Below are 21,797 nucleotides of genomic sequence, written 5' to 3'. Positions count from 1 at the left end.
GAGGTATTTTATGCTAAAAAAGGGTTTTATCGTTTTGTTCGTTTTTGTCATCATGTCATCACTAGTTTTGATTGGCTGTGGTTCCAAGGGAGGGGATAATACGGGAAAGCAAAGTGCATCGAACGGAAGCGGCGTTACCAAAATCATCAAGTTTGCTCACAACGGACCCAGCATTCCAGAGCACCCGATGAATGTTGCAGCAAACAAATTTAAAGAACTGGTTGAAAAAAATTCAAACGGACAGTTAAAAGTGGAAATTTACCCTGCCGGACAGTTGGGTGATGCCCGTACGATAGTAGAAGGCGTACAAATGGGCACCATCGAAATGGGCGACGTGGAAAACGGACCTATGGGCAGATTTGTGCCGGCTGCCATGCTTTGGGACTTGCCCTACCTGTTTAGAGATTTGGACCATGCGCATAAGGTTTTAGACGGTCCCGTTGGACAAAAGATAGCAGATATGTATCTTGAAAAGGGTATAAGATTGTTGGCATATAACGATGGAGGGTTCAGATACTTCACAAATAATAAACGCCCCATTAAGACACCCGATGATATGAAGGGCTTAAAAATAAGGGTCATGGAAAGTGAAGTCATGATCGATTCCATCAACGCCTTTGGCGCTACGGCGGTTCCCATGGCTTTTGGTGAAGTCTATACGGCATTACAGCAGGGCACCGTCGATGGTCAGGAAAACCCGCTGGATTTAATAGACAGCCAGAAATTTTATGAAGTTCAGGATTACCTATCTTTAAGCGAACATTTTTACTACCCGAGACAATATATAATCTCCGAAAATTTCTATAAATCCCTTTCACCCGAACTGCAGAAAGTAGTGGCTGACGCCGCTAAAGAAGCGTGCAAGGTACAAAGAGAAGAATTGGCCAAATATAATGCGAACATGCTTGATAAGCTGAAAGAAGCAGGTATGCAGGTAAATGAGGTAGAAAAAGAACTTTTCATGCAAATAGCAAAAGAAAAGGTATATCCGAAATTCTACAGCAAGATTGGCAATGGTGACGAAGCAGCCGGAAAAGCACTGATAGACGAGGCTTTAAATACTAAATAAACTTGCGGGAGGTATTTCGCCTCCCGTGCCCTATAAAAAGGAGGGTTGAAATGAAACAGCAGAAACAAGCCGGATTTTATCATAGTTTTAACAAAATCGTGCAGTATTTTTTGGCATTTTTAATGATGGCGATAACAGCCCTAACATTTTATCAGGTAGTAATGCGTTATGTGTTTAAATCAGCCCCCTTCTGGTCGGAGGAGATGGTCCGGTTCCTGTTCATATGGGTAAGTTTTGTTGCTGCAGCCATCGGTATAAAAGAGCACATTCATATAGGAATAGACGCTTTAGTAAACATATTTCCAAAACCGGTACAAAAAATAATAAATGTTCTGGTTTATACGGTCATTTCAATCTTTGGCGCTGCTCTCATATACTATGGATGGCCGGTGGTTGTCATGACCAGCAACCAGCCCTCTCCGGCTTTGGGAATACCGATGAGTTATGTGTATGCCTCATTGCCGATCATGGGCGCAATGGTAATTTTTTACTCGCTGTTTGAAGTTGCGGTGCTACTCAGAAATGTGAAGGAGGGTTAGGTTTGCTTACGGTTTTATTGGTTGTATTGATACTTTGCTTTGCCTTTAATGTGCCTATAGGTTTTTCCCTTGGAATTGCGTCCATGGCTTCTCTGATGTTTTCCGGAAATCTTTCCTTAAGTCTAATACCGCAAAGAATGGTGGCAGGAGCAAATTCCTTTCCGCTTTTGGCCATACCGTTCTTTATGCTGGCCGGTGCCGTTATGGAAAAAGGCGGCGTCTCAAAAAGGATAGTTCACTTGGCGAGTACTTTAGTCGGTCATGTTAAAGGCGGGTTGGCAGCAGTTTCTATACTTGCCTGCACGTTTTTTGCCGCAATATCCGGTTCGACTCCGGCTACGGCCGCCGCTGTGGGAGGTTTAACCATCCCGGAGATGGAAAAGAGAGGCTATGATAGAAGTTACGCTGCCGCTGTTGTAGCGGCCGCCGGATGTTTGGGAGTTATCATTCCTCCCAGTATAACCATGGTGCTTTTTGGTGTTACGGCAAACGTCTCTATAGGAAAACTATTAATCGGTGGAATAATCCCCGGGCTGGTTCTTTCGTCCATGCTCATAGGGACGAACTTCATTATGGCCTCTAAACTTAATTATCCTACTGAGCGTAAACATTCTATAGGAGAAATATGGAGGGCGTTTGTTGATTCCATATGGGCCCTTTTAATGCCGATTATCATCCTCGGAGGCATAATGACAGGTATATTTACTCCAACGGAATCGGCGGCAATTGCGGTGGTATACGGGCTAATAGTCAGTTTCTTCATCTATAGTGAACTTACACTGGCAGATCTTGTGCCTATATTTTATAAAGCTTCTGTGAGTTCAGCCATGATAATGCTTTTAATAGCCGCTGCAAACCCTTTTGGTTGGATCATGACAGCACAGCAGGTGCCTGCTATGGCGTCAAATGCCATACTTTCAATTTCAAACAATCCTTACGTCATTTATGTATTAATTTTGGTTCTATACCTGATATTGGGAACATTTATGGAAACCGCCGCCATCATACTTTTGGTGGTGCCCATTCTGGCTCCTATAGTTCAAAACATGGGCATAAACATGGTGCAATTTGGTGTTGTTACGGTAATAGCTTTAGCCATAGGAATGGCGACACCGCCGGTTGGAATAGCATTGTTTGCAACCTGTGGAATAGCTGATGTTACTTTGGGTCAGATATCAAAAAAAATTGTTCCGTTCTTGATTACTTTGATTTTGGGGCTGTTTATACTTGCTTTTATACCAAGCATTACAACTTTCCTGCCGGATTTACTAATGGGAAAATAAGTTAGTAATGTAAAATAAAATAATAATAAATTTTTTTTTAAAAATGGTGGTATTACCACTGGACAACTATATCAATTCATTTTTATTTAAATAAAAGTAAAGTATTTTAAGGGGGTAAATTACATGACATTCAAAGTAGCGATGGCGGATACCATCTTCCCGGATTTTACCATAGAGGAAGAGGTATTAAAGGAAGCCGATGCGAAACTAATTCTTGCAAAAGACAAGAGCGAGGAGGCCATCCTAGAAGTCGCAAAAGACGCCGATGCTCTGGTGACCGTCTATGCCGAGATCACCCGTGGAATCATCGAGAAACTGGAAAAATGCAAGATAATAGTAAGATGCGGAATAGGAGTAAACAACATAGACATCCCGGCAGCTTCAGAAAAAGGCATCTATGTCGCTAATGTCCCTGACTACTGCTGGGACGAAGTATCAGATCATGCCATAACATTGGCTTTAGCCTTAGAGCGCAAGATATTCCTTCTAGACAGGAAGGTAAAATCGGGAAGCTGGAGTCTAGAGGAAGCCAAGCCCATTTTTGGGTTAAGTGGTCAGACCTTTGGACTTGTTGGATTTGGAAACATACCAAAAGAAGTAGCCAAAAAAGCCCAGGCCTTTGGATTCAAAGTAATAGCCTACGACCCATATGTCAGCCAGGAAGTAGCAGATAAATATAATGTCAAAATGGTATCCCTGGAAGAACTGTTAAAGACATCCGATGTGATATCAATCCATGCACCACTTGTAGATGCCACATACCACATTATAAATAAAGAAGCATTAGAACTAATGAAACCTACAGCATTTCTGGTAAATACCGCAAGAGGCCCACTGGTAGACACAAAGGCACTGTATGAAGCCCTAAAAAGCAAAAAAATAGCCGGAGCGGCCCTGGATGTCCTAGAAACAGAGCCCCCGGCAAAAGACGAGCCGCTGTTAACCCTTGACAACATCATCATAACGCCCCATGCCGCCTACTACAGCGAAGCATCGTCCATCAACCTCAGAAAACTTGCCTTTACGGAAGTAATCCGAGTATTAAAAGGCGAATACCCAAAGAACTTCGTAAACAAAAAAGCCTTCCAGTAGATCCATGAGCTTAAGCTCATTGGAAATAAAAAAACAAAAAATCAAGGAGGAATCATCAAATGTCATCAACACCCTGGAAAACAGACAAATGGTTTGTAAGTCCATGGGACTATGAAAAGGAGGTCACAGAAGGACTCAAATTTCCCCCAAAAATCAAAATACATGATGTGACATTAAGAGACGGTGAGCAGCAGGCCGGCGTAGTATTCAACGAAGATCAGAAAGTAGCCATAGCAGAAAAACTTGCCGAAGCAGGAGTACACAGAATCGAAGCCGGAATGCCCGCCGTATCTGCCCAGGACGAAGCCGCCATAAAAGAAATAGTAAAAAGAAACCTTGGGCCCGAAATATTCGCCTTTGCCCGCTGTATGAAAGAAGACGTAAAGAGAGCAGTAGACTGCGGTGTAAAAAACATAGTGGTTGAGATTCCATCAAGTGAACACATGATAAAAAATGCTTACAAATGGTCTGTTGAAAAAGCTATTGAACTTTCTATCGAAGCCACACGTTTTGCTAAAGAAAACGGTCTGTACACCGTATTCTTCCCCATTGACGCCACAAGAGCCGAACTTAACTGGTTCCTGACACTGATAGAAAAAGTAGCCACCGAAGGCCACATGGACGCACTGGTATTAGTAGATACCTTTGGAGGCATCTCGCCCCATGCAGTACCGTACATGGTGAGAAAAGTAAAAGAAAGAATAAAAGACAAACCAATAGAAGTCCACTTCCACGACGACTTCGGAATGGGAGCAGCAAACACCCTGATGGCACTGGCAGCCGGTGCTGAAGTAGCCCATACCACAGTTAGCGCCCTTGGCGAAAGAGCAGGAAACGCACCATACGAAGAATTGGTAGTTGCCCTTAAAACCATGTATGACATAGACCTGGGCATAGACCTCAGCAAACTCTACAGCATATCCAAATTTGTAAGAGAAATTGCCCACCTTCCCATGAGATACAACAGGCCCATCGTAGGAGATATGCTCTTCAACATCGAGTCCGGCATAATTGCTGGCTGGTACCAGAACTGCGGCGTAGAAATGCCGACAGAATTAGCCCCCATCGTAGCAGAACTTGTAGGTCAGACGCCGCCACAGGTTGTATTGGGCAAGAACAGCGGTATTCCCTCTATTGACTATTGGCTCGACAAGATCGGTGTAAGCGCTGATGACGAACAGAAGAAAGAGATCCTGGCCAAGGTGAAGGAAAGAGCCTTTGTCAAGGGCTGGCTATTAAATGAGGATGAATTCAGGGATATAGTTTCAAAGGTTATCGGATAATGACATATCTACAAGACCATTGGCGGATTATGCCCGCCAATGGCTTTACATCTAAAACATGCAAGTTGTATCATGTGCTATAAAAATCCCTTAAGGATGCAAAAGAAGGTTGGATAAAAGTAAAGTATTTCTTCGGCTAAAGCGTAAAATTTATGTGTCGGGAAGGACCCCCAACTGTTAGATGATATATAGATTCAAGATTTGATACGTGAAGATGCTTTGTTAGGAAACTCAAAAAATAATAAATCAACGGTTGAAATAATAATTTAAAATATATATAATGTTTGTAGCTATTATGACTTTGTCTGGAAAAACATAACGCCTCTAAATGAAGGAGGGGCCAAATGTTAAAGCCACTAAAGCGGAAGACTTTAGCTGAGGAAATAATTTATTCCATAAAAAATTTAGTTGCCGAAGGGGAACTTAAACCCGGGGACAAGTTGCCCGGAGAAAGAGCACTGGCTGAGCAGCTACGCGTAAGTCGAGCATGTGTTCGCGAAGCATTAAGGGCCCTTTCCCTGACCGGTGTAGTAACCATCAAGCCTGGGGACGGAACTTATCTGAATGAAACCGCATCACAATTTTTCACTGATATGTTAAGCACGAAACTCAACTTTATCTTTGAAAGAAGCGACTTTTTGCAATTAATGGAAGCCCGTAAGATTTTGGAATCCCAGCTTGCAAAACTGGCGGCTCAAAGAGCCACACCCGATATAATTGCCGGTTTAGAGGAATCAGTCAATAGGATGAGGAATCACTTTGATGATGTGGAGACTTTTATAAAGGAAGACGTAAACTTCCACGTAACAATCTCTGAAGCAGCGGAAAATGAAATATTGTATCGAACCATTTCTACGGTAAGGGAACTTTTAACGGATGTTCAAAGAGCCGTTTCGAAAGTCCCGGGCTTAAGGCCCAGGTCTTTAAAATATCATCAGCAGATTTATGAATGCGTCAGGGATAGAAAACCAGAAGAGGCGGCAAGAATCATGGATGAGCACATAGCCGATGTTGAAAGAACCCTGGAAGAATATATAACTCAATTTATGCATACTTTTCAAAAATAATAAAGAATAGGAGGCAAAGTCCTGGCTAATATGCCAGGTAGACATATGGCAAAAATGTATTATGATAAAGATGCTGATTTAAGTGTATTAAAAGGGAAAAAAATTGCTATTCTAGGTTATGGCAGTCAGGGACATGCGTGGGCAAATAATTTAAAAGACAGTAATATAGACATAGTTGTCGGTTTATATAAGGGAAGCAAATCCATTGCTAAAGCCGAGGCAGATGGCTTTATTGTTAAATCTGTAGCTGAAGTTACCATGGAAGCTGACATAGTGGTTGTTTTAATGCCTGATAATGTTCAACCAGAAGTTTATGAAAAAGAAATCCTACCGAATTTGAAACCAAACAAAGCTTTAGTTGTAGCCCATGGTTTTAACATACTCTATAACCAAATTGTTCCTCCGGAATATGTAGATGTTTTTATGGTAGCTCCTAAAAGCCCAGGTCATTTAGTACGCCGTATGTTCAAAGAAGGCAAAGGTGTTCCTGGCCTTCTGGCTATTTATCAAGATATCACAGGACGAGCCAAAGAAATGGGTTTGGCAATAGCTAAAGGTATTGGATGCACACGAGCAGGCTTAATCGAAACCACTTTCCAGGAAGAAACTGAAACCGACCTTTTTGGTGAACAGTGCGTCCTCTGCGGTGGCGTTAACCACCTTATTACTGCTACTTTTGAAACGCTTGTTGAAGCTGGCTATCAACCTGAAATCGCCTATTTCGAATGTTTAAATGAGCTCAAACTTTTGATAGACCTTGTCTACGAAGGTGGTATAAAATGGATGCGCTATTCTATCAGCGATACAGCCGAATATGGAGATTATACGCGCGGCCCCAGAGTTATAGATGATCACGTAAGGCAGAATATGAAGCAGATCTTAAAAGAAATACAGGATGGCAGTTTTGCTCAAGAATGGATTCTTGAAAATAAGGCTGGGCGGCCTAAATATACAGCTATGAAATATAGAGCTAAAGAACACCTAATTGAAAAAGTTGGTGACCAACTTCGGGCTATGATGCCATGGTTAGAGAAACGGGATTAGTATAGGAACGTTTTTTAGGGAGGATTTTAAATACCCTCCCTATTTTTAATATTGATAGTAAACATCTTTTTTACCTACTACAACTATGAGAACTTTCTTTAATGCTTCTTCCTTGAGCCCTTCCCGGGCCTTCAGGCTATCTATATAGTTAAATGGCTTGCCTGATTAATATATTGACAGGAAATAAACGATACAATATAATAAAAAAAAGAATTGGTATCATGAAGATACGAAAACATGACCATGAAGGTCTAAGACGGATGAATCCGTTAGGGCTTCATGGTCTTTTATTTTATTAAAGTTTTATGTATGCCTATAAAATAAAAAAACAGGGGGTATTTTAAATGTCATCAAAAAATCGCCATCTTACAATTTCGGGTTTGCTAGTGGCCATAGGTATTCTTTTGCCCATAGCCTTTCACTCTTTTAAATTGGGCGGACAGATTTTTTTACCCATGCACCTGCCGGTACTCATGGGCGGTTTTATGTTGCCCTGGCAATTTGCCGGAGCCGTAGGACTAATTACCCCGTTCCTGAGCTTCCTATTTACCTCCATGCCGCCGGTACCGGGGGTGTTTGGTATGATGGCAGAACTTTTTACATACGGGTTAGTTACGTCTGTAGCTTATAATAAACTCAGACTGGGAATCTATCCATCCCTGATAACATCAATGCTTGCCGGGAGATTTGTATCTATTGTCAGTAACTGGATTATAGCTGCCATTATAATGGGCAAAACCTTTAATTTGTAAAATTTACTTACGGGCTTTTTGTGGTGGCGCTACCCGGAATAGCCATTCAATTAATACTGCTGCCGATCCTCGTAAAGTTGATTGTAACCGGCAGCAGAAAAAATGAACCGCATAAAATTGAAGGAATGTGATAAAATTGGCATTAACTCAGAGAGATTTTTTTAACAATTTGGCTTCTGAGTGGGACAATAAAGTAAGACATGATCCGACCAAGTTGGCGGAAATAATAAATCTAATAAATTTATCAGAAGGTGCCAGCGTTTTGGATGTAGGGTGTGGCACCGGGGTGCTGGTCCCTTATATAATTGAAAAAATAGGGTACTCCGGCCGTATTGTGGGTCTTGACATCGCAGAAAAAATGCTGGAAAGAGCCCGGGAAAAATTTCCTGAAAGAAATTTTCCGAATGTGGATTTTATTGTTGGAGACATCATGAATTATAATTCCCAGGTGTCCTTTGACTATATAATGTGTTATTCATCTTTCCCGCATTTTCCCGACAAAAAAAGAAGCATCAAAAAAATGGCCTCATTGCTGAATCCTAAAGGCAAGCTCATCATATGCCACTCCGAAAGCAGGGAAAAGATAAATAGCCTGCACCAATCTTTAGATAAATCCGTATCTTCGGATATACTGCCTTCGGGCATGCAGGTATCCGCCTATATGCAATCGGCCGGATTAAAAGTGGAAACTGTAATAGATGATGAAGAAAAATATGTGATTATAGGAAATAAAGATCTTGATAAAAGTTAAGTTCTGGCAAATTACTCGGGGTGCAAGCAGGCATGCAGCACCGGTTGCCAAGAATGGAAGAGAAAAATCGTCATTTAAAAAGCAATATTGTTATAAATTCCTAAAACCCCCAACCAAAAACTTGCCATAAAATACAATCTGATATATAGTATATATGACTTTAATATATACTATATATCGGGGGTATTGATATGATTTCCCTTATAGTTAAACGGGATGGCAGTCTGCAGAAATTCGAAAAAGAAAAAATAGAAAATGCTATTTTTAAAGCCGCCAGAGCGGTAGGGGGCAATGATAGAGAAATAGCCGGAAACCTGGCCGATGAAGTTGTAAAAATTTTGGAGGAAAAGTACAGGGAGACAACCCCGACTGTGGAAAGCGTCCAGGATATAGTCGAAAAGGTGTTAATAGAGAGAGGACATGCCAGAACTGCAAAGGCCTATATCTTATACAGAAAACAGCACCAGGATATAAGAGAATTTAAAAAAGCGTTTCTCGACATAGAAGACACCATCGACCAGTACATAGGTAAATCCGATTGGAGAATTAACGAGAACAGCAATATGGGTTTTTCGCTACAGGGGCTGAATAACCATATATCTACTGCGGTCATATCCAAATACTGGTTAAATAAAATTTACCCGGAAGAGGTGAGAGCCGCCCATATAAGCGGTGACTTTCATATTCATGACCTGGGGCTTTTGTCGGTTTACTGCTGCGGATGGGATCTTGCGGACTTGCTCGTCAGCGGTTTTACAGGGGTGGAAGGCAAGGTGGCCAGCAGGCCGCCGAAGCATTTCAGGACAGCCCTGGGGCAAATTGTCAATTTCTTTTATACTTTACAGGGTGAGGCCGCGGGTGCTCAGGCCCTGAGCAATTTTGATACCTATCTTGCTCCCTTTATTTATTACGACGGATTAAATTATAAGGAAGTGAAACAGGCCCTACAGGAATTCATATTCAACCTGAATGTGCCCACAAGAGTTGGATTTCAGACTCCTTTTGTGAACATAACCATGGACCTGGTAGTGCCGAAAATGATGGCAAAAGAACCGGCGATTGTCGGCGGCCGGTTTATGGACAAAACTTACGGAGATTTTCAGAAGGAAATGGATATGCTAAATGAAGCCTTTGCTGAGGTCATGATGGAAGGTGACGCCAATGGACGCATATTTACATTTCCAATACCTACTTACAATATAACTCAAGAGTTTGACTGGGAAAGCCCGGTGGTAGACAGGATAATGGAGATGACGGCAAAATACGGCCTACCGTATTTCTCCAATTTCATAAATAGCGACATGAAGCCCGATGACGTGCGCAGCATGTGCTGCCGGCTGCGTTTGGATAACCGGGAACTCAGAAAGAGGGGCGGAGGTCTTTTTGGCGCCAATCCCCTCACCGGCTCCATTGGTGTTGTGACCATAAATATGCCGAGGATAGGTTATTTATCCGGGACGGAAGATGAGTTTTTTACAAGACTTGATAGACTCATGGATATTGCCAGGACAAGCCTTGAAATTAAGAGAAAGGTCCTGGAGAAAATGACGCAGGAGGGATTGTATCCCTATGCCAGGTTTTATCTGAGGGATATATATAAAAGATTTGGCGCGTACTGGCAGAATCATTTTAACACCATCGGCCTCGTCGGCATGAATGAAGCACTTTTAAACTTTATGGGATGTGGTATAACTGACGACAGGGGAAGAAAATTTGCCCTTTCGGTCCTTGACTTCATGAGGAAAAAAATGGAGCAATATCAGCAGGAGACGGAGATTTTATACAATCTGGAGGCTACCCCTGCTGAGGGAGCGTCATACCGTCTGGCCAAAAAAGACAGGGAGATGTTTGGGGATATAATAACGTGCGGCAACGGCGAACCTTATTATACAAATTCGACACAGCTTCCGGTAGACTTTACCGATGATGTCTTCACAGCTTTAGAACATCAGGAAGAGCTCCAGTGCAAGTATACGGGGGGAACGGTATTTCACGCCTTTCTCGGGGAGAGAATTAGCGATGCTGGCACATGTAAAGCTCTGGTGAAAAAAGTGGCCGAAAATTTCCGCATACCATACTACACCATAACGCCGACGTTTTCCGTCTGCGCAGTCCACGGCTATATAGAAGGAGAGCATTTTTCCTGCCCTCACTGCGGCAAAGAATGCGAGGTTTACAGCAGGGTGGTGGGATATTACAGGCCGGTGCAGTGCTGGAATAAAGGCAAGAAAGAAGAATTTGCCGACAGGAAGGAATATGTTGTATGATATGCGATTTTATGCCTGTATCGGTGGTGGACTTTCCGGGCAATGTGGCCGCTACAGTTTTTGTTTCCGGTTGTAATTTCCGGTGTCCCTATTGCCATAACAGCTCAATAATAGGAAGCAAAAGCGGTTTTTCGGGAAGGACTTCAGTGTTACCTAAAAGTCCGTCCGAAGAAGTAATTAATTATCTCAAGAGGAGAAAAAAACTGATAGACGGGGTGTGCATAACCGGCGGAGAACCGACGCTGTGGAGGGGCTTAAAGGAATTTATAACCGAAATAAAGACTCTGGGCTTAAAGGTAAAACTGGACACCAACGGTTCAAGGCCTGATGTTTTAAAAGAATTGCTTCAGGAAGAACTGATTGACTATGTGGCGATGGACATAAAGGCTCCGATTTGCAAGTACAGGTTGTTTACCTTAGATGAAAGGGATATATTAAATGTCCAAAAAAGCGCCGAAGTTATTTTGCTCTATGGAACGCCCAATGGGAAAATTATTTACGAGTTCAGAACAACGGTGCATGAGAAGATACTGGAACCGAATGATTTTGTATTGATAGGTGAATGGCTTTCAGGAGCAAGCAAATACGTGCTTCAGGGATATAGATATTCTCCTGAGGTTTTAGATGTGAATTTTTGCGGCACAAAACCCTGCGACATATATTTTTTAAACCGGGCAAAGACCGTGCTTTCTAAATACTTCAAAGAAATTCTAATAAGAAGCTGAAACAGACGACAGCATGGCTGATGATATTAAAAGGTAATTACTGCCACTCGCAGTCGGAAACCTCTCATTAAATCGCGGTATAGGAGAAGGAAATTCTCAAAAAAGATCGAAAGCCCCGTTTTCAAGTCTTGAAGACGGGGCTTTTCATAAAGGTTAATAGTTGTCGGCGGCGGGTTCATAAAAAGCTTTTGGGTGAGCGCAAGCCGGGCATTTTTCCGGAGGTTCGACGCCCTCGTAGACATAACCGCAGTTGCGGCAGCGCCATTTAATAGGAACGGGGCGCTTGAAAACGGAGCCGTCTTTTAGACGCTCAAGAAGCTTCAGGTATCTTGCTTCATGGGCGGCCTCAGCTTCGGCCACTTTTTCAAAATAACCGGCGATTTCGTCAAATCCCTCCTCCCTGGCAGTCTTTGCAAATTCTTTGTACATGGTTGTCCACTCATAATTCTCACCCTTGGCGGCCTCTTCCAGGTTCCCCGGGGTGTCGCCTATGAGGCCTAAAAACTTTGCCCACATCTTTGCGTGTTCCTTTTCGTTTTCGGCTGTTTCCAGAAATATTCCGGCAATCTGCTCGTAGCCTTCTTTTTTCGCTACCGAAGCAAAGTAGGTGTATTTATTCCGTGCCTGTGATTCGCCGGCAAAAGCCGCCAGCAAATTCTTTTCAGTCCTGGAGCCCTTAAGTTCCATATTTAACCTTTCCTCCCTTAATCTTATTATCAGGATTGTCCGTATTATACCATTTTATCTATTTACATTCAACATGGGGTAAAAAATATTGACTGTTTGATGTTAGAAATTAATTGCGTTACTGATACTTTTTTTCTATAATTTACATGAGAGTGATTTAGGAGAAAAATTACCTCAAGTTAGAATGGGCAAAATGCTAATTGCAGAAAAAGTGGTATGTATGTTTATCTGGTGTATGAGAAGCTAAAGGGGGCATAATTTTAATGAAGGTAGGGGTAGGCTTCAGCTGTGAAGACGATCCGTTTTTGGCTGGAAAACTTGCAGTTGAGCAGGCATTGGGCGTAACTGGGGAACCGGCCATAACATTTTTATTCTGCACCGCAAATTATGATCAAGAAATTGTTTATAAAAGTGTGAAAGAAGTCATCGGGAAGTCGAGATTAATAGGAGGCAGCACCGCTGGGGTAATAACCGCCGAGGGCGTTTTTGAAAAAGGAGTAGGTATTTGTGCTATTGAAAAAGGCGGGATTGAAGCCGAAACTCTGGTTATTAACCCTGAAGAAATAAAATCATTGCCTGAATGCAATTTGATTGAGAAAAAATTAAGGGAATTTACCTTTGATTCGGGTACATTATTTATCTTTCCTGACTGCTCATGCGATAATATGCCCCTGATTCTTCGCAGGATATACAATATTCTGGGTCCGGATTTTACATATATTGGCGGCGGGACGGGCGACAATTTAAGTTTTTCCAGTGCACATCAATTTACAGAAAGGGGAGTTGAGGTCCGGAGTATTGTTATTGCCCTGTTGAGAGGGCTTAAATTTAAAGTTGGCATAGGTCACGGGTGGGTGCCATGGGGCGAGCCGATGATTGTGACCAGGTCATCAGGTAAAATTGTTTATGAAATTGATGGTTTCCCTGCCTTCGATGTATATTCAAAAAATCTTGGCTTAAAAGATAAAAGCGGATTTGCTTTTTTAGGCATGAGGCATCCTTTTGGCATGCCGTGCGCCGGTACGAAATTTCTTATACGGGACCCCTATCAGCGCTAATGAAGATGGGAGCATAAAACTTGTTTCTGAAATACCACAAAATAGCGCTATTGCTTTGATGACAGGAAATTTGGAAAGCTTTATAACTACCCGCAGAGGAAGTGGCAAAACTTGTACTTTTAAATCAGCCGAAGCCCAGAGCCATATTTTTATTCGATTGTGTGTCGCGTTATCTGTTAATGAAAAAAGATTTTGAAAAAGAACTGAGAACTGTTTTAGACATGGTGGGTCAAAACATTCCCGTAATAGGAATGCTGACTTTTGGCGAGATAGGCGCTTACTCATCGGTGCCTTTATTTCATAATAAGACGATGGTAGTTGCAGCAGGGTGGTGAAGCATTGAATAATACGGGTTTTAATATTTATGATCTTTTTGTTTTTTATGAAATTGCTTCTTTGAGTTATCCTCAAGGTTTTGATGAATTTATGGAGGAGATAACAGAAAAATCTACCAGGCTTTTCGGCACGCGCCGGCTGGCTGTTGTGCTGCTGTCCGAGAATGGGGAGAAAAAAGAGCATTATTTTGGGTTCAAAAGCAAACAAAATCTTGAAGAAATGCTTATGATTAAACCAGAAAACTCTTTTGTATATTATCTTGACGGCGGAAGATTGGGATTTATGTATTTTGAAAATGACCATAAAATTTCATTGCGCGGCAATAAACTGTATTCCATTTTTTCAAAAGAATAGAAGAATTGCTAAAGGCAAAATTTATGGAGCAAAACATTAAAGAGAGTGAAGAGAAGTTTAAAAACATATTTTTGCAGTCGCCTCTGGGGATAGAGATTTACGATAAAAACGGAAGACTTTTGGAGGTTAATCGGGCGTTCATGGAGATATTCGGTGTCGTAAATCCCGACGAAGTAAAGGGTTTTAGACTGTTTGAGGATCATAACCTTCAGGAGGATCAAAAAGCAAAGTTGCTCGGCGGCGAAGCGGTCAGGTATGAGACGGAATTTGATTTTGACATTGTAAAATCGATGAGACTTTATAATACGAAAAAATCCGGGAGGATGCATATCGACTGCTCAATAACGCCGTTAAAATTAAATTATGAAATATACGGGTATATTGTGATTGTCCAGGATATTACTGAAAGAAAGCGCAACGAGGAAAAAATCAGGTATTTAACTTTTCACGATAATGTGACAGGTCTTTATAACCGTCATTATTTTGAAGAAGAACTAAAGCGGTTAGATGTCGAAAGGCAGCTTCCTTTAAGTATGATAATCGGCGATTTGAACGGCTTAAAGCTTGTAAATGATACGTTTGGCCATTTTGAAGGTGATGAGTTGCTAAAAAAAATAGCAGATATTTTGAGGAGAGCCTGCAGGAAGGAAGATATCATCGCCCGCTGGGGTGGAGATGAATTTGCCATACTCCTGCCCAAAACAGGTAAAAAAACGGCTGAGCAGATCTGCATGAGAATAGAGAATTTTTGCAGAGAGGATGAAGGTCGCATACCGCTCAGTATAGCTCTTGGCTGTGCGACAAAAGAAAACCACCTCGAAGATATTAACGAAGTGTTAAACAGAGCAGAAGATGCAATGTATAGGCAAAAATCGATGGAAGGCAGTGAAGTGAGAAAGAGACTATTGTTGGCTTTAAAGAGGACTTTATTAGAAAATACGGATGAGACGGAAGAACATATGGACAGAATAAAAAATTTAGCGTTAAAGATGGCGGAAAAGCTCAGACTTTCAGAAGAACAATTGAATTCTGTAAAGCTTTTAGCGGAATTTCATGATATAGGTAAAGTGGCGGTTCCGGAAGATTTGTTTAGAAAGGGCAAACCGCCAACATCGGATGAGATCATTTTAATGCAGAAACATGTGGAGACAGGTTACAGGATAGCAATATCTTTTCCTGAGCTTGCAGGCATAGCGGAAGCGATATTGCATCACCACGAGAGATGGGATGGCAAAGGATACCCAAAAGGTTTAAAAGGGGAAGAGATTCCGATTTTAGCGCGCATTATTTCAATAGTCGATTCGTATGATGAACTTATTCACAGCATGTCATATGAAAATAATGCCGATTGTATAGGGGCTTTAAGAGAAATAAAAAGAAATTCAGGCATTATTTTTGATCCTGAACTGGTAGATTTATTTATGAGTATCAATGATTCGACATCCTTGAATCATTAGGGTGCATTACACATTATTTTTTCCATTTAAGGTGTTTGACATGAACTTAAGGTGTTTGACATGAACGCGGTGAACGCATCTCCTGCGTTGTTTCCACTGGGTATGGAAGAATAAGTAGGTGCTTTATTATTTTCGCATACTATTGACACCGGGTGGAAATTATATATAATGATATTAATAGCAAATGCAAATAATTTGCAATTAGGAGGTCCTTATGAAAAGGTTTAAAAAAGCATTAGTATTCATTGCAATTTTTTCCCTAATTTTCACGGTGGCCGGTTGTACTGCAAAAAGAGCCGATTATGCTCCTACCAAAGTTGATTCAAGTCGTCTTGTCATTTACACTACCTTTTATCCGCTGTATGATTTTACCAAAAAAATAGTAAGGGACAGAGCACAGGTAGAGAACATTATACCGGCAGGAGTGGAACCCCACGATTATGAACCTTTCCCAAAGCAAATAGCCGGGATTTATGATGCTAGGGTATTCGTATTTCTTGGAGATGTCATGGAACCCTGGGCCCAAAAGCTGGAAGGGCAGCTCAGGGATAAGGGGATAACGGTAGTGGAAGCAGGAAAAGGCCTTATAGAAAATCATGACCCTCACATCTGGCTGGATCCCGTCCTTGCTAAAGAAATGGCCCGCCGTATATATGATGCGGTGGCTGCCGCCGATGCCGACAACAAATCCTATTATGAAGAAAACTTCAATGAACTGGTGGCAAAACTGGATGAACTGGACAAAAGCTATAGAGAAAACCTGGCAAATCTGAAAAGAAAAGAGTTTATTACATCCCATGCGGCATTTGGCTACATGGCAAAAAGATACGGATTAGTGCAAATACCAATTTCAGGGCTTTCGCCCCAGGAGGAACCTTCACCCAAAAAAATGGCAGAACTGGCCGAACTTTGCAGGCAAAAAAATATAAAATACATTTTCTTTGAAACTCTAGTAAGTCCTAAACTTTCCGAAACCTTGGCCCGGGAGGTAGGAGCGAAAACCATGGTATTAAATCCCATCGGTGGGCTTACATCTGAAGAAATAAAGGCCGGTGAGGATTATTTTTCAATTATGCAGAAAAATCTCGACAATATTAAAAAAGCTTTAACTGAATAAATAAAGAATCATGCCAACTGAATCAAAAGCTGCAGAACCATTTATAATTTTTATGCAAAAGATATTTATTTTAAAAAAGTGTCACCAGCAGCAGGATTTTAGAAAAATATATAGTATTTATATATATAAAGTATAAAAGCTAATGGGAAAAGTGCATGATTTGACGGGGGTACAAATTTTGAACTACGATAAGAACACAATATATGTTACCGGTCTTGCCAAAACCAGCAAAACCGATCCCATCAGCGATATATTCAGCACGTTTTTTGTAGGGGTAATGGTAAATTCAACTGACAATAAAATAATCGATTTTACCTGCAATACTGTTTCACAAAAGACTTCGAGCTTTATAGAATCTATAATTGTGGGGTATAATTTGTTGGAGGATATGGATGAAATAGTATCCCAGATAGAGCGGAGGTTTTTGGGAACAGCCCAAAAGGCTTTGATAGTGGCATTAAAAGATGCTCAGAACAAATACAAAATGTTCAAGGAATCAGGCATTTCAAGTTAGAAAAAAATACATTCTTATTTATCAATATATAAATCACCTTTATATATTAAGATAAGTAAGACCCGGAAGACTGTATATTAATCTTTCCGGGTCTTTTTATTATAAAAACAATAAAAAAATTAATGGGAGGAATTGTCTATGGGAAAAATCAATGTGGTCCAGATGGGGCTGGGGCCTATTGGCAACCAGATAACCAGATTTCTTGCGGAAAGAAAAAATTTCAACATCGTGGGTGCCATTGATGCAGACGAAAAAAAAGTCGGCCAGGATGTGGGCACCCTGGCGGGTTTGCCGGAACCCATCGGCGTCAAAGTTTCAAAGGATATTAAGTCTGTGCTGAAAAACAATAATGTGGACGCGGTTATTCTTACAACGACTTCAAGTCTCGCTTCCATTCGGGAGCAGATAATAAACCTTCTGGAATATGGAGTGAATATTGTTACAACATGCGAAGAACTATCATACCCATGGTTGACCAACCCGGAAATTTCCAGAGAGATTGATGAGAAAGCGAAAAGTAAAAAGGTATCCGTGCTTGCAACAGGTGTCAATCCAGGCTTTTTAATGGACTTTCTACCGCTTTCTTTGACTTCGGTATGTCGAAGTGTGGATAAAATAACAGTGGAAAGGATACAGGACGCCACCTTCAGGAGGATACCCTTCCAGAAAAAAATCGGCGCCGGGTTATCCATAAAGGAATTTCATGAAAAGGTCGAAAAAGGAATTTTAAGACATGTTGGCCTGACGGAGTCAATTCATATGATAGCGTCCAGGCTGGGATGGAAACTGGAAAAAACTGAAGACATCATAACTCCTGTTATCGCCACGAGACTTATAAAAACGAATAACATGACAATACAACCCGGAGATGTTGCAGGGGTCCAGCAAGTCGGTAGGGGCATAGTCGATGGACAGGTGGCAATCAATCTGGTATTCAGGGCATCTGTTGGAGAACCCGAGTCTAGAGACAGCATAATAATAGAAGGAACACCCAGAATCGAATCTACAATCCATGGCGGCGTCAATGGAGACATCGCCACCTGCGCCATTATGGTAAATTCTATTCCGGTAGTGGTTCATTCCAGACCGGGTCTCAGGACCATGTCGGATATCGAAACACTGTCTTTCTTCAAATAGATCTGTTTTTTAACCGGTATCAAACAGAAATCCAAAGATTGTTTATAATTCTATCACAGTTCCCACATTACAGAAGAAAAACTGTTCCCCGAATTCCTGCACCAGGCGCATCGAGGCTTTTAATCCTGTGCAATGAGAAACTCCTATGCGATCCACATCAAATTCCTTTAAAGCCTTGATGCTTTTTTCTTGCTGTTCTTCACTTACTGCACCCAGGCGGGTCCCGCCGATAATGGCGTGAATATGATTTTGACCGGTCCGTTCAATGGCGTAGTTGATAATATTTATTATGCATGCATGTGCATAACCGAGTATGATGAAAAGACCCTTTTCGGTTTCAATGACTAATGATTGGTCATCTATAATAGGATCCTGAACAAAACTGTCACCTATGATAATTACAAGATCTTTCTCCCCCTTTTCGAAGCCTGTCTTTCTGGGCACCTCTCCTGTCAGTGAAAACCCCGGCACAATCTCCTGCCAGGCCGTATTGAAGTGGAAACAAGCACCTTTATTCTCCAAAACCGAACGGGAAAAGGGAATTCCGATAGGTTGATTTTAAAAATCCGTGCATTATTGATGATTGCTTTGCCCTGGCCCGTATCGAAAAGAAAACGAGGTCCGTCTAAACTACGGGCTCTAAGCGCAAAGGAAAATCGACCTTCTTTCTGATCACCGTATTGCCCTATACCATCCGCATCGGGAATTTCACCCACATTTCTGGGATTTAAAAAATGATCAATTACCTTATCGGTATATATAATTTTGCCCCCTCGAATTATTTATGAAATTTATAACGTTCATTTTCAATATAATACTATATTGGTCATATGTCAATAATAAAAAAAGAATACTATTATTGACATAAGTTCACAATAGCAATATAATAAAATTGAAAGTTATAAACATATGACCATAACAAGGGGAGAGAGGAAGATTGTGCCGAAAAAATGGGTATCTCCCGGCCGACTTTCTTTAGGATATTAAACTCGGCTCACTGTAAAGGGGCCGATGCGCTGGTAAAAGGAAAAGCCATTAGAATAGAAGGCGGGAAATATCATTTTTCACAATTTGTGAAGTGTTTGAAATGTGGCCATGTCTGGGAGGAAGTTCAGAAGGAAAATATTCAGGCCTCTGAATGCCCGGAATGTCACAGTACGGAATGGGTTCCAGCGGGAAATCACAGGGGATGGTGCCATGGCCGCCGGCAAAGAGGGCCGTTTGATTATTTAGATTAACCCTGGGCAAAGGCGGTGAAAGAAAAATCTACTGATGCAACATCTGCGGTTTTAAAATCCTCATAATCAAAAAAGAAAGGGTGTATTTAATGAATCAAAACAAAACCACCGCACAAAAAGATCGGGAGGAAAAAGCCTCTACTGCTCCTGGAGTAGAAAAAATCCCTGGGGGTGAGTTAAACCGCATAAAAAATGTAGTAGCGATTATGAGCGGAAAAGGCGGAGTGGGCAAGTCCACCGTAACCGGGCTTCTAGCTGTAAGCCTGCAGAGGAAAGGCTACAAAGTAGGCATCCTTGATGCCGATATCACCGGGCCCAGCATACCGAGGATGTTCGGTGTAAAAAACCGTCCTGAGAATATCGGTTTCGGCCTGATGCCGCCCGAAAGCTCCTCGGGAATACGGATAATGTCTCTGAATCTGCTGCTGGAAAATGAGGATGACCCTGTCATATGGAGAGGCCCCCTTATTGCAAACGCAGTAAAACAATTCTGGACCGATGTGATATGGGGAGACCTGGACTTTTTGCTCATTGACCTTCCTCCGGGCACCGGCGATGCGCCGCTTACCGTCATGCAGTCTTTGCCCGTGGACGGACTGGTAATCGTCTCATCACCTCAGGATCTGGTTATGATGGTGGTAAAGAAGGCAATAAATATGACAAGGATGATGGGCGTTCCCATATTGGGCCTTGTGGAAAATTACAGTTACCTGATTTGTCCCAAATGCGGTGAGAAGATAAACATATTTGGTGAAAGCCGCGGGAGCAAAGCTGCGGAGCAGGTGCAGATTCCATATCTGGGTTCCCTGCCGTTAGATTACAAACTTGCCGAGCTGTGCGACAGCGGCAGCATAGAGATGTACGATAGCGATGGAATAAAAGGCATGGGAGAATGGGTAAAAGATCTGGAACGCCTTAAGAAGAAATAAAAATTTAAGAAGGAATAAAAATGTTGACTGCCGGAGATATACAGCCGCCTTCGGCAGCAGCATTGGAGTCCTAGACTAAAATTACGATTCTTCAAAAGGAGGTGAAAAACATGCCTAGAGGCGATGGAACTGGCCCCCTGGGGTTCGGCCCCATGACCGGCAGAGCCGCCGGTTTCTGTGCCGGTTTTCCGGTACCGGGCTATATGAACCCTGTCGGGAGATTCTGGCGAAGAGCGGCAGGTTATGGCCGTGGCCTTGGGTTGGGCGCCGGCCGGGGATGGAGGTGGCGCTATTATGCTACCGGGCTGCCGTTTTGGGCAAGGGGATATTACCCTTTTGACCCTGCGGCGGTATATCCTGCCGCCGAGGATGAACAAAAGTATGAGGCAGAGGCCCTTTCTCAGGAGGCCAAATACCTGAAGGAACAGCTGAAAGAAATAGAAGCGAGATTGGAAGAACTTAAAAGGGCAAAAAAAGAAGGCCCTGATGCAGAAAAAAGCCAGGGCTGAAAAAGTTAGGCTCATTGGCAGGGGCGGATGGCGGCCAGCCCCTGCCACATCTTTACAAAATCAACAGATTATGCAATGTTTAAAATTTAGCTGTATACTATTATAATTATTATAATTATAACATATTTTTAGCCAAAATATCTAAATTTTTTTCGGCGAAAAAGGGGCATTTTTCATAAAAGGGTGGCAGCCCTAAATTAAAAAAGCGAGGGATTTAACTTATGAAAGTTGCTGTTACAGCCGCAGGTAAAGATCTAAATTCCATGGTGGACGAAAGATTCGGCCGCTGCAGGTATTTTATATTTGCGGATTCTGATACAAAAGAATTTGAAGCCGTGGAAAACGAATATGCAAGCGGTGCTCACGGCACGGGTGTTCAGGTGGCCCAGTTCATAGTGGATAAAAAAGCTTCGGCTCTGATAACCGGGAATGTGGGTCCAAATGCCATGAGGGTATTGACGGAATCCGGAATAAAAGTATTTACTACCAATTCTATAAGCGTCAGGGAAGCCCTGGAATATTTTAGAGAAGGCAAATTGAGCATGGCTTCTGGCCCTACGACAACACCGCATATGTAAAAAGTCAAAAA

The 21,797-nt window shown here is 42.0% G+C and carries 23 protein-coding genes and 2 pseudogenes; 22 read left to right on the top strand and 3 right to left on the bottom strand.

The genetic code is table 11. The features are described 5' to 3' along the window. Positions 1-10: 10 nt before the first annotated feature. The 11 genes from D2962_RS11950 to D2962_RS11900 all read left to right on the top strand — a co-directional run bounded on the left by D2962_RS11950 (position 11) and on the right by D2962_RS11900 (position 11,872). The gene (locus D2962_RS11950; protein WP_122015097.1) at positions 11-1,069 is read left to right on the top strand and encodes a TRAP transporter substrate-binding protein; all 1,059 of its coding nucleotides are present in this window, start codon (positions 11-13) and stop codon (positions 1,067-1,069) included. Between the two features lie 50 nt (positions 1,070-1,119). Then, positions 1,120-1,608, top strand: coding sequence for a TRAP transporter small permease (locus tag D2962_RS11945; RefSeq protein WP_122015096.1), 489 nt, complete (start codon positions 1,120-1,122; stop codon positions 1,606-1,608). Positions 1,609-1,610: 2 nt separating this feature from the next. Continuing rightward, positions 1,611-2,891 (top strand): TRAP transporter large permease, encoded by a 1,281-nt coding sequence (locus D2962_RS11940; protein WP_122015095.1) that lies wholly within the window; start codon positions 1,611-1,613, stop codon positions 2,889-2,891. 123 nt (positions 2,892-3,014) lie between these two features. Continuing rightward, positions 3,015-3,983, top strand: a complete 969-nt coding sequence (locus D2962_RS11935) for a C-terminal binding protein (protein ID WP_122015094.1) — start codon at positions 3,015-3,017, stop codon at positions 3,981-3,983. A 59-nt stretch (positions 3,984-4,042) separates the two neighbouring features. Beyond that, complete coding sequence (locus D2962_RS11930) at positions 4,043-5,266, top strand: LeuA family protein (protein ID WP_120765722.1); 1,224 nt, start codon at positions 4,043-4,045, stop codon at positions 5,264-5,266. A gap of 344 nt (positions 5,267-5,610) precedes the next feature. After that, positions 5,611-6,333: a FadR/GntR family transcriptional regulator gene (locus tag D2962_RS11925; protein WP_120765723.1), complete on the top strand. Its 723-nt coding sequence runs from the start codon at positions 5,611-5,613 to the stop codon at positions 6,331-6,333. 45 nt (positions 6,334-6,378) lie between these two features. Then, positions 6,379-7,377 carry a ketol-acid reductoisomerase gene (gene ilvC / locus D2962_RS11920; RefSeq protein WP_122015093.1) on the top strand — a complete coding sequence of 333 codons (999 nt, stop codon included), beginning with the start codon at positions 6,379-6,381 and terminating at the stop codon, positions 7,375-7,377. A 344-nt stretch (positions 7,378-7,721) separates the two neighbouring features. Next, positions 7,722-8,129, top strand: a complete 408-nt coding sequence (locus tag D2962_RS11915; RefSeq protein WP_222927522.1) for an ECF transporter S component — start codon at positions 7,722-7,724, stop codon at positions 8,127-8,129. A 136-nt stretch (positions 8,130-8,265) separates the two neighbouring features. Further along, the gene (locus D2962_RS11910) at positions 8,266-8,880 is read left to right on the top strand and encodes a class I SAM-dependent methyltransferase (RefSeq protein ID WP_122015092.1); all 615 of its coding nucleotides are present in this window, start codon (positions 8,266-8,268) and stop codon (positions 8,878-8,880) included. A 191-nt stretch (positions 8,881-9,071) separates the two neighbouring features. Continuing rightward, positions 9,072-11,147, top strand: a complete 2,076-nt coding sequence (locus D2962_RS11905) for a ribonucleoside triphosphate reductase (RefSeq protein ID WP_122015091.1) — start codon at positions 9,072-9,074, stop codon at positions 11,145-11,147. Next, positions 11,144-11,872, top strand: a complete 729-nt coding sequence (locus tag D2962_RS11900) for an anaerobic ribonucleoside-triphosphate reductase activating protein (RefSeq protein WP_122015090.1) — start codon at positions 11,144-11,146, stop codon at positions 11,870-11,872. The genes D2962_RS11905 and D2962_RS11900 overlap by 4 nt, the downstream gene beginning before the upstream one ends. A 153-nt stretch (positions 11,873-12,025) precedes the next feature. On the opposite strand, the gene rbr is transcribed toward D2962_RS11900, so the two are convergent. After that, a complete protein-coding gene (gene rbr / locus D2962_RS11895; RefSeq protein ID WP_120765727.1) occupies positions 12,026-12,559 on the bottom strand; it encodes a rubrerythrin in 534 nt (177 codons plus the stop codon). A 263-nt stretch (positions 12,560-12,822) separates the two neighbouring features. Between rbr and D2962_RS11890 the strand changes: the two genes are divergently transcribed. The 7 genes from D2962_RS11890 to D2962_RS11860 all read left to right on the top strand — a co-directional run bounded on the left by D2962_RS11890 (position 12,823) and on the right by D2962_RS11860 (position 18,532). After that, positions 12,823-13,617: an FIST signal transduction protein gene (locus tag D2962_RS11890; RefSeq protein ID WP_122015089.1), complete on the top strand. Its 795-nt coding sequence runs from the start codon at positions 12,823-12,825 to the stop codon at positions 13,615-13,617. A gap of 101 nt (positions 13,618-13,718) precedes the next feature. After that, on the top strand, positions 13,719-13,952 hold the full coding sequence (locus tag D2962_RS11885) for an FIST C-terminal domain-containing protein (protein WP_122015088.1): 234 nt from the start codon (positions 13,719-13,721) through the stop codon (positions 13,950-13,952). A gap of 4 nt (positions 13,953-13,956) precedes the next feature. Continuing rightward, positions 13,957-14,307, top strand: coding sequence for a hypothetical protein (locus tag D2962_RS11880; RefSeq protein WP_122015087.1), 351 nt, complete (start codon positions 13,957-13,959; stop codon positions 14,305-14,307). 23 nt (positions 14,308-14,330) lie between these two features. Then, a complete protein-coding gene (locus tag D2962_RS11875; protein WP_122015086.1) occupies positions 14,331-15,764 on the top strand; it encodes a sensor domain-containing diguanylate cyclase/phosphohydrolase in 1,434 nt (477 codons plus the stop codon). 214 nt (positions 15,765-15,978) lie between these two features. Beyond that, complete coding sequence (locus D2962_RS11870; RefSeq protein WP_122015085.1) at positions 15,979-16,881, top strand: metal ABC transporter substrate-binding protein; 903 nt, start codon at positions 15,979-15,981, stop codon at positions 16,879-16,881. Between the two features lie 178 nt (positions 16,882-17,059). Continuing rightward, entirely contained in the window at positions 17,060-17,395 is a 336-nt protein-coding gene (locus D2962_RS11865; RefSeq protein ID WP_162991204.1) for a DUF3870 domain-containing protein, read from the top strand. A 138-nt stretch (positions 17,396-17,533) separates the two neighbouring features. Continuing rightward, complete coding sequence (locus tag D2962_RS11860; RefSeq protein WP_122015084.1) at positions 17,534-18,532, top strand: NAD(P)H-dependent amine dehydrogenase family protein; 999 nt, start codon at positions 17,534-17,536, stop codon at positions 18,530-18,532. Positions 18,533-18,574: 42 nt separating this feature from the next. Here the strand turns inward: D2962_RS11860 and D2962_RS11855 are convergent, their stop codons facing one another. Beyond that, positions 18,575-19,003 carry an MBL fold metallo-hydrolase gene (locus D2962_RS11855; RefSeq protein ID WP_122015083.1) on the bottom strand — a complete coding sequence of 143 codons (429 nt, stop codon included), beginning with the start codon at positions 19,001-19,003 and terminating at the stop codon, positions 18,575-18,577. A gap of 188 nt (positions 19,004-19,191) precedes the next feature. Then, a pseudogene (locus tag D2962_RS19905) lies at positions 19,192-19,296 on the bottom strand (iron-sulfur cluster assembly scaffold protein); the annotation flags it as partial. Between the two features lie 159 nt (positions 19,297-19,455). Here D2962_RS19905 and D2962_RS19690 point away from each other — a divergent pair. The 4 genes and pseudogenes from D2962_RS19690 to D2962_RS11830 form a co-directional block, all read left to right on the top strand. Next, positions 19,456-19,770, top strand: a pseudogene (locus tag D2962_RS19690) (DUF134 domain-containing protein); the annotation flags it as partial. A gap of 89 nt (positions 19,771-19,859) precedes the next feature. Further along, positions 19,860-20,699 carry an Mrp/NBP35 family ATP-binding protein gene (locus D2962_RS11840; RefSeq protein ID WP_122015081.1) on the top strand — a complete coding sequence of 280 codons (840 nt, stop codon included), beginning with the start codon at positions 19,860-19,862 and terminating at the stop codon, positions 20,697-20,699. Positions 20,700-20,809: 110 nt separating this feature from the next. After that, complete coding sequence (locus D2962_RS11835) at positions 20,810-21,208, top strand: DUF5320 domain-containing protein (protein ID WP_122015080.1); 399 nt, start codon at positions 20,810-20,812, stop codon at positions 21,206-21,208. A gap of 221 nt (positions 21,209-21,429) precedes the next feature. Beyond that, positions 21,430-21,786: a NifB/NifX family molybdenum-iron cluster-binding protein gene (locus D2962_RS11830; RefSeq protein ID WP_120765736.1), complete on the top strand. Its 357-nt coding sequence runs from the start codon at positions 21,430-21,432 to the stop codon at positions 21,784-21,786. The last annotated feature ends 11 nt before the right edge of the window (positions 21,787-21,797 follow it).

This window comes from Biomaibacter acetigenes (genome assembly GCF_003691585.1).
Classification (GTDB): domain Bacteria; phylum Bacillota; class Thermosediminibacteria; order Thermosediminibacterales; family Tepidanaerobacteraceae; genus Biomaibacter; species Biomaibacter acetigenes.
This window is presented reverse-complemented; position numbering and strand designations above follow the sequence as displayed.

Coding starts and splice junctions, on each gene's coding strand:
- D2962_RS11950 (WP_122015097.1), top strand. CDS start 11: ATGCTAAAAAAGGGTTTTATCGTTTTGTTCGTTTTTGTCATCATGTCA.
- D2962_RS11945 (WP_122015096.1), top strand. CDS start 1,120: ATGAAACAGCAGAAACAAGCCGGATTTTATCATAGTTTTAACAAAATC.
- D2962_RS11935 (WP_122015094.1), top strand. CDS start 3,015: ATGACATTCAAAGTAGCGATGGCGGATACCATCTTCCCGGATTTTACC.
- D2962_RS11930 (WP_120765722.1), top strand. CDS start 4,043: ATGTCATCAACACCCTGGAAAACAGACAAATGGTTTGTAAGTCCATGG.
- D2962_RS11925 (WP_120765723.1), top strand. CDS start 5,611: ATGTTAAAGCCACTAAAGCGGAAGACTTTAGCTGAGGAAATAATTTAT.
- ilvC (WP_122015093.1), top strand. CDS start 6,379: ATGGCAAAAATGTATTATGATAAAGATGCTGATTTAAGTGTATTAAAA.
- D2962_RS11915 (WP_222927522.1), top strand. CDS start 7,722: ATGTCATCAAAAAATCGCCATCTTACAATTTCGGGTTTGCTAGTGGCC.
- D2962_RS11905 (WP_122015091.1), top strand. CDS start 9,072: ATGATTTCCCTTATAGTTAAACGGGATGGCAGTCTGCAGAAATTCGAA.
- D2962_RS11900 (WP_122015090.1), top strand. CDS start 11,144: ATGATATGCGATTTTATGCCTGTATCGGTGGTGGACTTTCCGGGCAAT.
- rbr (WP_120765727.1), bottom strand. CDS start 12,559: ATGGAACTTAAGGGCTCCAGGACTGAAAAGAATTTGCTGGCGGCTTTT.
- D2962_RS11890 (WP_122015089.1), top strand. CDS start 12,823: ATGAAGGTAGGGGTAGGCTTCAGCTGTGAAGACGATCCGTTTTTGGCT.
- D2962_RS11875 (WP_122015086.1), top strand. CDS start 14,331: ATGGAGCAAAACATTAAAGAGAGTGAAGAGAAGTTTAAAAACATATTT.
- D2962_RS11870 (WP_122015085.1), top strand. CDS start 15,979: ATGAAAAGGTTTAAAAAAGCATTAGTATTCATTGCAATTTTTTCCCTA.
- D2962_RS11860 (WP_122015084.1), top strand. CDS start 17,534: ATGGGAAAAATCAATGTGGTCCAGATGGGGCTGGGGCCTATTGGCAAC.
- D2962_RS11840 (WP_122015081.1), top strand. CDS start 19,860: ATGAATCAAAACAAAACCACCGCACAAAAAGATCGGGAGGAAAAAGCC.
- D2962_RS11835 (WP_122015080.1), top strand. CDS start 20,810: ATGCCTAGAGGCGATGGAACTGGCCCCCTGGGGTTCGGCCCCATGACC.
- D2962_RS11830 (WP_120765736.1), top strand. CDS start 21,430: ATGAAAGTTGCTGTTACAGCCGCAGGTAAAGATCTAAATTCCATGGTG.